The organism is Sinorhizobium sp. P24N7 (assembly GCF_042436655.1).
Classification (GTDB): domain Bacteria; phylum Pseudomonadota; class Alphaproteobacteria; order Rhizobiales; family Rhizobiaceae; genus Sinorhizobium; species Sinorhizobium meliloti_A.
Genome location: NZ_JBHMIW010000003.1, coordinates 204204 through 216858 on the forward strand (window position 1 = coordinate 204204; position 12655 = coordinate 216858).

Consider the following 12655-nt stretch of genomic DNA (forward strand, 5'->3'; position numbering starts at 1 on the left):
ACGCGAAGCAAGTTATACGCGCAAAACCAATGCGCTTCAAGAAGAATGAGCCGCGTGCCAGCTGGCACGAACGCGTTTTCGGGGGGCGTTGCTTCTATTTCGGACCCAAATCGTGCGTCGAACTGGCAACCAGCTTCATCGCCGCCGCCAGGAGAAGTGCCGCGCCGGGCAGCACGAGACCGTTCCAGTCCAGCATCCCCTCAGTCTCCGCCACCACGGTGGCAAAATGAACGACGAGATAAAGGATGATCACCTCGATGAAAAGGATCTTCATTTCCGCGACGGTGTTGAGGATCATCCATCGCGGCACCCTCTTACGGACGTCGTCCGAGACGTCGATGACGAAACCGAACGTGATCGCATAGCCGAAAATGGTGAGTACGATGCCGAAAAGAAACTTGTCCGTCGCACGCAGTACGGCAGCGGTCACCGAAAGCTCCGGCTCTGTTCTGACGAAGGTGAAGGCGTTGCGCAAAAGAAGCGCCCCTTCAAAAAACATCAGTAGCGCACCGCCCAGGACGCCGATGGACGCGAGGATCATGACGTAGCGGATGGCTAAGACAAACGAGATCATTGGCCTTGCTGCCTTTCTGCAGCGGGTCCGGGGCACTTCTCATTAGGAGGGGGAGCTTTCCGTTCGAACTCCCCCTGACAGCGGCCGCTCGACGGCTATCCAAGGGTGGAATACCGTCATCCACAGTTCTCGGGAGCGCTGGCGACACGCAAATTAACACAACTAGCTCTGGTCTGGTCCCCTGGGATTTTACAGCTTGAAGTTTTGAAGCAAAAGGTACAACGTTTTCGGCCCTACCACCTTGGGGCGTTTCATCAGTAAGTGTTTTTCGTTCAATCAGGCAACCGTGCGCAATCGGAGGCCGCGTGACCAGCACTGCTCAGAAACTTTCGCTCGCGTCGCTGTCCGCGCTCGTCGTCGGCTCTATGGTCGGAGCAGGCATATTTTCGCTGCCGCGCACCTTCGGCGATGCGACTGGTCCGTTCGGAGCGATCGTGGCCTGGTGCATCGCAGGGGCGGGCATCTTCTCTCTGGCTCACGTGTTTCGGATGCTGGCGGAACGCAAGCCGGATCTCGATGCAGGCGTCTACGCGTATGCGAGCGCCGGCTTCGGCGACTATGCCGGCTTCCTTTCGGTTCTCGGCTATTGGCTGGTCGGCTGCATTGCCGATGTGTCGTACTGGGTGTTGATCAAGGCCACCCTAGGCGCCTTCTTCCCGATCTTCGGAGACGGCAACACGATCGCCGCCGTGCTTGTCTCCTCGGTCGCCCTATGGGGCTTCCACTTCATGATCCTGCGAGGGATCAAAGAGGCAGCGGCCATCAACACTGTCGTCACCGTGGCGAAGATCGTGCCCATCCTAATCTTCATAGTCATCCTGCTCGGCGCGTTCGAGACCGACCACTTTCGCAGCAATTTTTGGGGCGGCGCGGAAATGCCCGAGGCGAGCCTTTTCGAGCAGATACGTGCGACCATGCTGGTCACCGTTTTTGTGTTCATCGGCGTAGAGGGCGCCAGCGTCTATTCGCGCTACGCGCGCAAACGTTCCGATGTGGGCGTGGCCACCACACTGGGCTTCGTAGTCGTACTGGGACTGATGGTGTTGGTAACGCTTCTGCCCTACGGGGCCCTGGAACGACCCGAAATCGCGGGCATGCGGCAACCCTCGATGGCTTCCGTTCTGGAATCTATCGTCGGGCCGTGGGGCTCCGTCTTTGTCAGTGCCGGTTTGATCGTTTCCGTGCTCGGAGCGTATCTGGCATGGTCGCTGATGTGCGTCGAAGTGCTCTTTTGCGCCGCCAAAAAGGGGGACATGCCGAGCGTACTCGCCAGGGAGAACAGCAACGGCGTTCCGGTTGCGGCTCTTTGGCTGAGCAATGGAGTGATCCAGCTCTTCCTCATTAGCACCCTGTTCTCGGAAGATGCGTTTCGCTTGATGGTGAACCTGACGAGTGCAATGGTGCTGATTCCATACCTGCTAGTGGCAGCCTATGGCTTTCTTGTCGCCAAGCGCGGGGAGACCTACAACATCAGACCGAAGGAACGGTTTCGCGATCTGATCCTGGCGGGCGCCGCCACGGTCTACACGGCCTTTATGATTTATGCCGCCGGCCTGAAGTTTCTCCTGCTTTCCGCCATTCTCTACGCGCTTGGAACGGCCCTGTTCTTCTACGCAAGACGCGAACAGAAGAAGCCGCTCTTCACCCCTCGGGAATGGCTCGTCTTCATAGCTGCAGTGGCCGGATGCCTTCTCGGCATCTACGGTCTCGTGACCAGCTCCATCACGATATAGATTCACAGATCGAGGCCATCCAGGCTTCGCCGATCTTCAGCTCGGGGACACTCGCTGGCCCTCCTGCATGTTTCCCTGAGTCGGAGTCGATTTGAGAAAAAATAATCTCAAACAAGACGTTAAGTGTCCTTATCCGCATGAGGGCCACGCGCGGCGCTGTAGATGGCACATCCTTGCGTCAGGCTTTTCATCAGCAAATCGGTTCTCTCTTGCAATTTTGAGTATTACACGCTAGCATTGTGATTAATCCAAGACTGCTACAGAAGTGGCGCCAGAAGCCGGCAGCAGCTTCAAAATCTTACGCCGGCTTGCGATATCCGTAATTTCATTGGCTAAACAAACGATCTGCAGAGTTGTTCACGCGTCCGCACCTCCGCAGACGCCTCTTTCATTGGCGAATCCGGGAGTGAAGCGATGACGCAGAAGCTTTCCCTGTTTGCCCTGACTGGTATGGTCGTAGGTTCCATGGTCGGCGCAGGCATCTTCTCGCTCCCGCGGACTTTCGGCGTCGCCACAGGGCCGTTCGGCGCAATCATCGCCTGGTGCATTGCAGGGGGCGGCATGTACATGCTGGCGCGCGTCTTCCAGTCTCTGGCGGAGCGCAAACCCGATCTTGACGCCGGCGTTTTCGCCTATGCCAAGGAAGGGTTCGGCGATTATCCAGGCTTCCTATCCGCCTTCGGGTACTGGATCGGCAGTTGCATCGGCAACGTGTCCTACTGGGTGCTGATCAAGTCCACGCTTGGCAATTTTTTCCCAATCTTCGGGGACGGCAACACGATCGTCGCAATTCTCTTCGCTTCGATCGGCATCTGGCTCTTCCACTTCATGATCTTGAGAGGCATTCAGCAGGCGGCCTTCGTCAACACCGTCGTGACCGTCGCGAAGGTCATTCCGATTATTGCCTTCATCATCATCCTGTTCTTCTTCTTCAAGCTCGACCTGTTCCGGCTCAACTTCTGGGGTGGCGAGGGGATGCCGGAGGCAAGCCTCCTCCAGCAAATCCAGGCGACAATGCTGGCGACGGTCTTCGTCTTCATCGGCATCGAAGGCGCGAGCAACTATTCGCGCTATGCTCGGGCGCGCTCCGATATCGGAACGGCCACGATCATGGGCTTCATCGGCGTCAGCGCGCTGATGGTGCTGGTCACGCTGCTGCCCTATGCGGCCCTGACGCGCCCCGAGATCGCCGCCATGAGCCAGCCTTCGATGGCCGGAGTGCTTGCTGCTGTCGTCGGCCCGTGGGGTGCGGTTTTTATAAGCATCGGAGTGATCGTCTCGGTGCTTGGCGCCTATCTCGCCTGGTCGTTGGTGTGCGCGGAAGTGCTCTACGTGGCCGCGCGCACGGACGACATGCCCCGGCTTTTCGGCACCGAGAATCAGAACAAGGTGCCCGCAGCCGCGCTTTGGCTTACCAACATCGTCGTCCAGCTGTTCGTCATCAGCACCTACTGGTCGCAGGACGCGTTCGCGCTGATGCTGAACTTGACGAGCGCAATGTCGCTGATCCCCTACATGTTCGTGGCTGCCTTCGGGCTCATGCTGGCTCGACGCGCCGAGACTTACGAGGTCCGGCCGCATGAACGCACCCGCGACCTGATCATCGCCAGCATCGCCGCCGCCTATACATTTTTCATGATAGTCGCCGGCGGCATCAAGTTCGTCCTGCTGTCGGCTCTTCTATATGCCCCTGGCACGATCCTCTATTTCTGGGCCAGGCGCGAGCGGGGCAAGCGAGTTTTCAACACATACATCGACTGGCTGATTTTCGCGACTGCAGTCATCGGCTGCATCGCCGCGATCATCGGATTGTCCACAGGCTACCTGACGATCTGAAAAAGGAGATGTGCCATGTCTTCCGAAAGCTCGATCTCGAACACTTTCGGCGTGCATTCCGAGGTTGGCCAGTTACGCAAGGTCATGGTCTGCGCGCCGGGGCGTGCTCATCAACGGCTTACGCCGAGCAATTGTGACGCCCTCCTGTTTGACGACGTCCTCTGGGTCGACAATGCTCGGCGCGATCATTTCGACTTCATGACCAAGATGAGAGACCGCGGCGTCGAGGTTGTCGAGATGCACAACCTGCTGGCCCAGACCGTGGCAATTCCCGAAGCCAGGAAGTGGATTCTCGATAACCAGGTCGTGCCTAACCAGGTCGGGCTTGAGCTCGTAGATGAGATCCGCAGCTACCTCGAAGGGTTGCCCGACCGCGAGCTTGCGGAGACTCTGATAGGCGGACTGTCGACCCACGAATTTCCCGAGACTCGCGGCGGCGAAATGTTGGACCTGATCCGGGACGCTGCTGGCGTCGCAGAGTATCTCCTGCCACCGCTGCCCAACACGCTCTACACGCGTGATACCACCTGCTGGATTTACGGCGGGGTGACGCTCAACCCGCTTTATTGGCCGGCGCGCCACGAGGAGACCATCCTCGCCACCGCCATCTACAGGTTCCACCCGGATTTCGCCGGCAAGGTCAATGTCTGGTGGGGCGACCCGACAATGGATTGGGGCCTCGCCACGCTTGAGGGTGGCGACGTCATGCCGATCGGCAAAGGCAACGTGTTGATCGGCATGAGCGAGCGAACGTCGCGGCAGGCAATCAGCCAACTCGCCGCAACCCTGTTCGAAAAAGGCGCTGCGCAGCGCGTGATCGTCGCCGCCATGCCAAAATTACGTGCGGCCATGCACCTGGACACGGTGTTCACCTTCGCCGACCGCGATTGCGTGCTTATCTACCCCGACATTGTCAACGAAATCGAGGCATTCTCCTACAGACCCGGTGAGAAGCCGGGCTCTCTTGAGCTCCACAAGGATCGTGGTTCGTTTGTCGAAACGGTGCGCGACGCCCTGGGTCTCAAGGAAATGCGCGTCGTCGAGACAGGCGGGAACGCCTATGTTCGCGAACGCACGCAATGGGATAGCGGCGCAAATCTCGTCTGCCTCTCGCCCGGCGTGGTGCTTGCCTACGACCGGAACACGTACACCAATACGCTTCTACGCAAAGCGGGCGTTGAAGTGATCACTATCACGGGCGCCGAACTCGGTCGCGGACGCGGCGGCGGCCATTGCATGACCTGCCCAATTATTCGTGATGCGGTGGATTATTGACCAGGATCGGCGATTGCTGGCCCGGAGCGACTGTAGCCCTGTCCTGGATCGCCTGATCTCTAAGCCCGATCTTGCAGAGACTGGCCGCTCTCACAAAGGAGAAATGCCATGGCCCGAAGGACAATACTCCCTCTCACGCTTGCGGCATTGGCCGCGATCGCCGGTGGGTGCGCCACCGAACAGAACCAACGCGGCCTGGGCGGAGCTCTGGTAGGCGCCGGAACAGGCGCGGTGGCGGGCCAGTTGATTGGAGGGAACACAACGAGCACCGTCGCCGGTGCGGCTGGTGGAGCTCTGGTCGGGGCCGCCGTCGGGACTGCAACGACCCCGTCTTACAACCGGGGCAACTGCAGATACAGACAGCCGGACGGCACAATCATCATCGCAAGGTGCCGATAAGCGACCGCCGGCGCAACCTCATGCCCGAAAGGCGGTGAGTGCCTGCGCGGACCGTCACAGTTGGGCTTTCAGGGTGCGCCAAGTTGCCGCCAAGCCGAAACTCGTCACCACGGTGACGCATCGCGAACTTCGCAACTCAAGTAAATAGGAGTTAGTCATGTCCAGCTTGATTGCCATTATTTATCCCAGTGAAGACAAAGCCGAAGAAGTCCGAAAGCGCCTGATTGAGCTGCAGAAAGAATACTTGCTCACGTTGGGCGACGCCGTGATTGCGACAAAGACTGAAGCCGGCAAGGTCAAGTTGAATCAACTGATGAACCTAACTGCCGCTGGTGCGGCTTCAGGAAGCTTCTGGGGCTTGCTCGTAGGTGTGCTGTTCCTCAACCCGCTGATCGGGGTGGCCGTAGGTGCGGCGTCCGGAGCGATCGGCGGTGCGCTGAGCGATGTGGGCATCAACGACGACTTCATGAAGGAACTTGCCAGGGGTCTTCAGCCCGGCAATGCGGCGCTGTTCGTGCTGGTGAAGGAGATGACCGAGGACAAAGTTCTGAAGGATATATCGCCGTTTGGCGGCACCATCCTGAGAACCTCTCTGGACGAAAGCAAGGAGCAACTACTGCGGGACGCCTTGCAGAAAGCGAGCGCCGCTTAGACGCCGTTCGCAGTGGTGACAACCGAACCGGACCGCACTAATTGGATGCTCACATGGCAGGATACGGCGAAAACTTCAACCTGATGAAAATGAAGCTAATCGGCTTCGGGAGTATCATTATCGGTTTCCTCGTCGCGGCGTCCGGCTACCGATATGGCTCGTTCGGAATCGGATTGGCAGGAGCAGTCCTTCTGCTCATCGGCATGGCTTTCATCGTGGGCCACGTCCTTCGCCGAAATGAACGGCGGTAGTGCGATTCGCGCCATGTGCTGGCTGCGGGCGCGCCTGCCCGGTTGAAGATCCTGCCGAGGATCCGCCGCTTCTCGGAGCATAGTGTCGGCAACGGGCAGCCGGAGTGACGAGGACCCATGGCATCTTACGGCACCAAGCCGGTCAATGCAGGTGGCGACCCGAGCGGACCCCCGCCTTCGGTTCGGGTGGTGCTTGGCGGCGTCATGCTTCTGGCGGGACTGGTCGTCCTGACCGATGTGGCGTTTGCATCAGTCGTTACCCCGGCCTTCGTCGGAACTGCTGCCATCTTGGTTGGCGTATTCGAAATCGTATATGCCTTCTGGGCGAGACGATGGGGTGGCCTGTCATGGCAAACGCTGCTGGGATTGTTATATATTGCCCTGGGCTTGATGCTCACCGGCGTCGCCGGCTCGGGCGTGATGGAGGCCCTCACGAACATGGTGGCCCGCTCCGGGCGCACACAAGACCTTTTGCAAACCTACACGGTCGGCCTGCTCTTCATCCTCTCGGGCGTCGTCAGAATCTTGCTCAGTATTATCCACTGGCGTGAGGCAGGATGGCCGATGATGCTGTCGGGAGCCTTCGGCGCCGCAGCGGGACTTGTCGTCCTGGCCGGGTTCCCGGGGACGGGTCTTTGGCTCCTTGCGCTCTTGCTGGGGATCGATTTCCTGGCGCATGGCGTGGCTTGGCTGAGATTTGCATTTTTCCCCGGACCGACCGAGGTGGAAACAATCCGGCATCGCCCCCCGCCTGACCGCCGCGACTGAATCGGCGCTGTCGTGATCGCCTTATCCACATAGCCGCGAGGGCCGGGCGATGACCACCGCATTATCCGCTGGGCGTCGAAGCGACCCGATCGGCTGCCATCTCGAGACCGAACAATTCCGCAAGCCACTTGCTGGACGGATGCTCGTTGCAGAAAGTCAGCAACGCGATCGTTATCGGCACGCCGATGAAGGCGCCGAAGATCCCCCATAGGTAACCCCATAGGAAAACGGAAAACAGGACCATAACAGGGGACATTGACAGCGCGCTGCCTGAAGCTCGTGGCTCGATATAACTGCCCACAACGAACTGAATGAGGTTCAAGCCCGTAAAGACAATCAAGACGGTCTCCACAGTCCCGAACTGGATAAGAGCAAAGAGCGTCGGGAACAGGGTGGACACCAGCGGCCCAAGAAAGGGGATGTAGTTGAGAGCGAACGCGATAAAGCCCCATTCCTCGGCGAGAGACAGCCCGACAGCGCGGGTGAAAATCCAAACCAGAAGCCCCGTGACGACACTCATCACGGTCCTGATCATCATGTAACGCCGAATTTTCATAGCGGTTTGTTGGCTGCCACGAAAAAACCATGTACTGCCCGTCCGGTTTCGCATGGCCTCGAGCCTGCGCCCGAAGGCCTCCACCTCCATCAGCCCGAGCAGGACATAGACGAGCGCGATGAGCCAAAAACTCAAGGTGCTGTTAAGCCGGCCGCTTACGGCCTGTACAGTACGCACGACCCAGCCAACGCTGAAGTTTTCTGACCAGAGCATGCCAACCGCTACGCCGTGTTCCTCGAGCCACAGGCGAACCTGATCGTAGAGCTGCTGAAAACGCGCTGCATCCGCGATGAACCACCGGCCGACATGCCCGAATGCCCAGGCTATGAGCCAGCCGAACGCGACGATGGCGAGCACGACCAAGAGGAAGCTGATGATGAGCGCCAAGTGGCGAGGGAGCATAGCCTGCAAGCGGCACTGCGTCGGCCACACAAGCGCAATGATAAACAGCGCAAAAGCTACTGGAGCAAATATCGAACTTGCCATCGAGAGCATCGTGAGGAGGAGCAGAGTCGCGATCAAAATTTGGGTAATGTGGATTATCTTGACGCTTGCGGCGGGCATGCACCTACCTCTCAGACGATCTCAACGGTTCATCAGTGGCATGCAATGACAGCAATCTTCGGTGGGGGCGATCGGGCAGTCGTTGCTCACGGGGTGAGTGTGTTTTTGTAGATCACGCCGTCTTTCATGATGATTTTGAAGCTGTTGGAAGGATCGGCCACCAGGTCGATATTCTCCAGCGGATTGCCTTCGACGAGCAGGAGGTCCGCGAGCGCGCCTTTCTCGATCACGCCCAGCTTTCCCGGATAGGGGTTGCGCCGGCCCGACAGCGCCAGCAGTTCGGCATTGGTCCCGGTCGCCATGACGAGCGCTTCGGCAGGCGTGTACCAACGCACGAGCGATGCCAGAATCGCGCCTTGTTGCTTGGCCAGTGCACGGGAAAACAGGACATCCGTGCCCCAAGCGGTCTTGATCTTGTACTTCTTTGCCAGGTCGTAGGTCCTGCCGATGCCCGGCCACACTTCATCTGCCTTGGCGCGCTCGACTGAGCCCTCGCGAAGGCCTGTCCTCATCAATTCGGGAAGCGGCTGCAGGCTCAGCCAAATGTCCTTTTCGGCGATCAGCCTGGCCGTGGCCTCATCCATGAGGAAGCCATGTTCAATGCACTTCACACCGGCAGCGATAGCCTGCCGGACCGCATCCGGGGTGAAGGCGTGCGCGGCGACGTAGGTACCCCAATTCTCGGCAATTTCCACGGCGGCCCGCAATTCTGGTCCGGTGAAGGTGGTGACGTCGAGCGGGCTGAAGGGTGAAGACACCCCGCCGCCCGCCGTTAGCTTGATCAGAACGGCCCCTTGCATGAACTGCTCGCGGACCCGCAAACGCACCTCGTCGGGGCTGTCCACGACCATGGCGCCCCCGATCGTCTCCATCGGGGTGAGCAGGCCGCCGGTCCTCCTTGGCAGGTCGGTGAGCTGGCGGAAATCGCCATGCCCGCTGGTCACTGTAATCATGGCACCGGACGGGTAGATGCGCGGTCCGGGAATGATGCCCTGGTCTATCGCGCGCTTGAGGCCGAACGCCGGCCCGCCCACGTCGCGGACGGTGGTGAAGCCGCGCATCAGCGTATCCGTCGCCTCATCGCCGGCCAGGATGCTGGCGAAGCTGACGTCGCCCATCGCCTCTGCCGGGGTGGAAGCAGCCAACATCGCATGCCAGTGCGCATCGATCAGGCCCGGCATCAGCGTTCGCCCGTTGCCGGCAATGCGCTCAACGCCTTCGGCTTCGATGGGGCTCGTCGAAATCTCCGCGATCAGATTGCCCTGGACCAGAACATTCGACGGGGCCGAAAGAGCAGCACCTTTTCCGTCGAAGATGTGGACGTTTTCGAAAAGCACGTCATCGGCGCTGGCGGTGGCGCAAAGTCCAAGCACGAGAGCCGCTGCAAGTATTTCTCTGCCGGAGCGCAGCAATGTGAAGACGGAATGCCCAAGAAGGAACAACGCTGCGGGACAGGACACCGCATGCACGGCAGCCTTGCAATGCGCCATCTGCTGCGATCCAAAGGATTTTTGACACATGACGATCATCCCGCTTCAGGAGGAGAGGTGGTCACGCCGCAAGGACAAGTTGTAGCTCATACAGCGCAGACGTCAAGAAGCGTTCCATACTGAACCCTTCGAAGTGCAGGGGACGAGATCTTGGCACGCCAGATCGCCGAAGGATCGGGCAACCGCGCTTCGCCGTCTCGCTCAGTCCCGACATCAGATGCCGACATCGTGTCCAATTTCGCCCTTGGCGGACCACTTGGCTCATCGGCGACTTTCGCGGCGTAGTCAGCCTCCTCCGCCTGCCCGTCGAGCAGTCACGATCCATGCGCGAGAGTCGAAAAATACGCCCTTCGGGGTCTTATGCCTTTCCAGCAAGTCGCGCAGCCGCTGCAGTGGTTTGTCAGGCGGTTCATTCGCGCTCGCGAGAGCGTCCTGCACAAGATAAAGGCTGGTGAGCGCATCGAACGCCGCATCGACATCCGATCCATAGAAGACCGGCTCTCGCACGTCCGCAAAGTCGATCGAAGTAAAGCCTGCCGTTCTCAGAAGGTCCGTGGCAACCAGAGGATCGCCAAGTGAAAACGGGTTGGCAGCACCTGCGGAAACCGCAATTGCCGGTGCCAGGGCTTGCCGGATGGCACGTGACCACTCGTTACGCTCCCGGCTCTGCCACACCATCCACACAAGGCGCGCGCCGGGGCGCATCGCCCGGCCGATATTGGCAAATGCCGCCGCCGGATCGGCAAAGAACATCACGCCAAACCGGCTGATGCAAAGGTCGAATCTGCCGGTCGGCAACCCGTGGAATTGCGCGTCGCCCTGCTCGAACATCACGTTCCGCAGACCCTCGGCGGCACTCCGTCGTCTTGCCTCCTCAAGCATCTCTGCGGAAATATCCAAACCGAGCGCTTCGCCTTGCGGCGCGCAGCGGGCGGCCTCGCGCGTCGTTTGTCCTGCACCGCAGCCGATATCGAGCACCCGATCATCCGCGCCAAAGTCGGCAGCAACCCGTAGGTGGCGATTGTGTCGCGCCAATTCTGCGTCGTAAAAGTCGGCACGATCGAACGCCATAACCCTCGCTCTCTTTGTTCGCGCTGATACGGGAGTTCGATTTTCCCTCCCCTGCACCCGTTACTCTCGGCTTCCCGTATAAACCGACGTGGTCATATTTCTGGTGACAACGCCTGCGAACTCGGTTTCGGCCACTTTCTCTAGTGCGCTGAGCAACCTTTCCCGTTCGTCCGCCGGCAGTGCCGTGACATTCGAGTATGTCGCATAGAGGCGTCGAACAGCGGGTGGATCCAGTGTCAGAGTCCAGTCTATGAGCTCTGGCTCGTCGGTCGTGAACCCGGCCTGCGCCAACTCGCCCAGTCGCGCACCGACATCGAGGCCGTATGGCGCCTTGGTCGTTCCGCCACCGGACGGGCTCCTGCGATGGCCTGAAAACAGGTGTGCCGTTGCCCGATGAAATGGATCGGGCCTGATACCGTCCCCGAAGACATTCCAAATGAGAGCGACGGTACCGCCGGCCCGCAGCAGTCGATGAATGCGCCGCAGAGCAGGAACGGCATCGACCCAGTGAAACGCCGTCGCACTGGCGACGAGATCGAAACTCGTTTCCGGAACTCTCAATTTTTCGAAGGGAGTTTCCACCACTTCGAGCTCTTCCTTGTCCAATCGATCGCGAAGAAACCTGGCTAGCCGCCTATCTGGCTCTACAGCCAGAAGCCGGTGAGGCCGCTCTTCAAGAAGGCGTTCGGTGGCCAGCCCGGTTCCGGCTCCAATCTCGAGGATGGAAATACCGCGCCGGAGTCCTGCGCGCTTTCGCAGCGCATCCCAGACGAGCTCCGGATAGGGCGGCCGGGCCGTGTGGTAGTTCTGCGGGTCGAGCCCGAATGCTTGTTTGCCGAAGGAACGGGCAAGGACGTCACTGGCCATGGCCATCACCGAGTTGCTGACCTTCGAAGCTACCCGCGAAGACGAAGCCGATCAACATCTCCCGACGGCGGGAACCCGACGCCACCCCTCAACTGCGATCCAACAAGGCAAGATTGGCCTCGATCGTCTCGTCCCCCGGTAATGCCGCACGAGCTTCGAGCAGCAATTTGCGGGCTTTTGCCTTCTCGCCTCGCAGATATTGCGAGTATCCCATGTTGTTGACGATCCGTGGCTGGCGCCCGGCCACTTTGAGCAGTTGATTATAGGCGCGGTCCGCCAGATCGAACCGGCCGAGGCGGTCATAGCAGGCCGCCAATCCCATCAGCGCCTCGGCGTTGTCCTGCCGCAGCTCTACCGCCTCTCGAAAGTGCTTCTCGGCCAGGCCGTAATTGCCGTTCATGAATTGAAGCTTGCCCTGGTCGAGATCCGACTTGCTCACGTCTCCGGATGACATGAGAGCGGATGTCGGGTCGAATTCAGCACCCGACAACACCTCCGACGTCTGACAGCTCGAAAGAAGCACAGCGGCGACGATCGCCATGGCCAGTTCCGTGGTCCGGCGTTCTCCTCCCGGACGACCCAGCGCACTGCGGCCGGACTCGCCTATTGTCATCACCAT

General features: G+C 59.7%; 13 protein-coding genes. 7 read left to right on the forward strand and 6 right to left on the reverse strand.

Features of this window, described 5'->3' with window-relative positions; translation table 11 throughout:
- Positions 1-94: 94 nt before the first annotated feature.
- On the reverse strand, positions 95-574 hold the full coding sequence (locus ACFHWW_RS06100) for a YqhA family protein (RefSeq protein ID WP_379937654.1): 480 nt from the start codon (positions 572-574) through the stop codon (positions 95-97).
- Positions 575-879: 305 nt separating this feature from the next.
- Between ACFHWW_RS06100 and ACFHWW_RS06105 the strand changes: the two genes are divergently transcribed.
- From ACFHWW_RS06105 to ACFHWW_RS06135, 7 genes are all read left to right on the forward strand, one after another.
- Positions 880-2307, forward strand: coding sequence for a basic amino acid/polyamine antiporter (locus tag ACFHWW_RS06105; protein WP_379937655.1), 1428 nt, complete (start codon positions 880-882; stop codon positions 2305-2307).
- 414 nt (positions 2308-2721) lie between these two features.
- Complete coding sequence (locus tag ACFHWW_RS06110; RefSeq protein WP_379937656.1) at positions 2722-4143, forward strand: basic amino acid/polyamine antiporter; 1422 nt, start codon at positions 2722-2724, stop codon at positions 4141-4143.
- 15 nt (positions 4144-4158) lie between these two features.
- A complete protein-coding gene (gene arcA, locus ACFHWW_RS06115) occupies positions 4159-5418 on the forward strand; it encodes an arginine deiminase (protein WP_379937657.1) in 1260 nt (419 codons plus the stop codon).
- A 108-nt stretch (positions 5419-5526) separates the two neighbouring features.
- Positions 5527-5817, forward strand: a complete 291-nt coding sequence (locus tag ACFHWW_RS06120) for a glycine zipper 2TM domain-containing protein (RefSeq protein WP_379937658.1) — start codon at positions 5527-5529, stop codon at positions 5815-5817.
- 157 nt (positions 5818-5974) lie between these two features.
- Positions 5975-6469, forward strand: a complete 495-nt coding sequence (locus ACFHWW_RS06125; protein WP_379937659.1) for a DUF1269 domain-containing protein — start codon at positions 5975-5977, stop codon at positions 6467-6469.
- A 53-nt stretch (positions 6470-6522) separates the two neighbouring features.
- Positions 6523-6720, forward strand: coding sequence for a hypothetical protein (locus ACFHWW_RS06130; RefSeq protein ID WP_248446880.1), 198 nt, complete (start codon positions 6523-6525; stop codon positions 6718-6720).
- 204 nt (positions 6721-6924) lie between these two features.
- Positions 6925-7488, forward strand: a complete 564-nt coding sequence (locus tag ACFHWW_RS06135) for an HdeD family acid-resistance protein (RefSeq protein ID WP_379937661.1) — start codon at positions 6925-6927, stop codon at positions 7486-7488.
- Positions 7489-7549: 61 nt separating this feature from the next.
- On the opposite strand, the gene ACFHWW_RS06140 is transcribed toward ACFHWW_RS06135, so the two are convergent.
- The 5 genes from ACFHWW_RS06140 to ACFHWW_RS06160 form a co-directional block, all read right to left on the reverse strand.
- Positions 7550-8608: an AI-2E family transporter gene (locus ACFHWW_RS06140; RefSeq protein ID WP_379937663.1), complete on the reverse strand. Its 1059-nt coding sequence runs from the start codon at positions 8606-8608 to the stop codon at positions 7550-7552.
- A gap of 86 nt (positions 8609-8694) precedes the next feature.
- Positions 8695-9999 (reverse strand): amidohydrolase family protein, encoded by a 1305-nt coding sequence (locus ACFHWW_RS06145; protein WP_379937883.1) that lies wholly within the window; start codon positions 9997-9999, stop codon positions 8695-8697.
- Between the two features lie 384 nt (positions 10000-10383).
- Positions 10384-11169 (reverse strand): class I SAM-dependent methyltransferase, encoded by a 786-nt coding sequence (locus tag ACFHWW_RS06150; protein ID WP_379937664.1) that lies wholly within the window; start codon positions 11167-11169, stop codon positions 10384-10386.
- A 60-nt stretch (positions 11170-11229) separates the two neighbouring features.
- A complete protein-coding gene (locus ACFHWW_RS06155) occupies positions 11230-12042 on the reverse strand; it encodes a class I SAM-dependent methyltransferase (RefSeq protein ID WP_379937665.1) in 813 nt (270 codons plus the stop codon).
- 82 nt (positions 12043-12124) lie between these two features.
- Positions 12125-12655 (reverse strand): tetratricopeptide repeat protein, encoded by a 531-nt coding sequence (locus ACFHWW_RS06160; RefSeq protein WP_379937666.1) that lies wholly within the window; start codon positions 12653-12655, stop codon positions 12125-12127.

Excerpts from the sequence above, each read along its gene's own strand:
- ACFHWW_RS06110 (WP_379937656.1), top strand. The coding sequence starts at position 2,722 with ATGACGCAGAAGCTTTCCCTGTTTGCCCTGACTGGTATGGTCGTAGGT.
- ACFHWW_RS06125 (WP_379937659.1), top strand. The coding sequence starts at position 5,975 with ATGTCCAGCTTGATTGCCATTATTTATCCCAGTGAAGACAAAGCCGAA.
- ACFHWW_RS06140 (WP_379937663.1), bottom strand. The coding sequence starts at position 8,608 with ATGCCCGCCGCAAGCGTCAAGATAATCCACATTACCCAAATTTTGATC.
- ACFHWW_RS06160 (WP_379937666.1), bottom strand. The coding sequence starts at position 12,655 with ATGGTGATGACAATAGGCGAGTCCGGCCGCAGTGCGCTGGGTCGTCCG.
- ACFHWW_RS06150 (WP_379937664.1), bottom strand. The coding sequence starts at position 11,169 with ATGGCGTTCGATCGTGCCGACTTTTACGACGCAGAATTGGCGCGACAC.
- ACFHWW_RS06100 (WP_379937654.1), bottom strand. The coding sequence starts at position 574 with ATGATCTCGTTTGTCTTAGCCATCCGCTACGTCATGATCCTCGCGTCC.
- ACFHWW_RS06135 (WP_379937661.1), top strand. The coding sequence starts at position 6,925 with ATGCTTCTGGCGGGACTGGTCGTCCTGACCGATGTGGCGTTTGCATCA.
- ACFHWW_RS06155 (WP_379937665.1), bottom strand. The coding sequence starts at position 12,042 with ATGGCCATGGCCAGTGACGTCCTTGCCCGTTCCTTCGGCAAACAAGCA.
- arcA (WP_379937657.1), top strand. The coding sequence starts at position 4,159 with ATGTCTTCCGAAAGCTCGATCTCGAACACTTTCGGCGTGCATTCCGAG.
- ACFHWW_RS06120 (WP_379937658.1), top strand. The coding sequence starts at position 5,527 with ATGGCCCGAAGGACAATACTCCCTCTCACGCTTGCGGCATTGGCCGCG.
- ACFHWW_RS06130 (WP_248446880.1), top strand. The coding sequence starts at position 6,523 with ATGGCAGGATACGGCGAAAACTTCAACCTGATGAAAATGAAGCTAATC.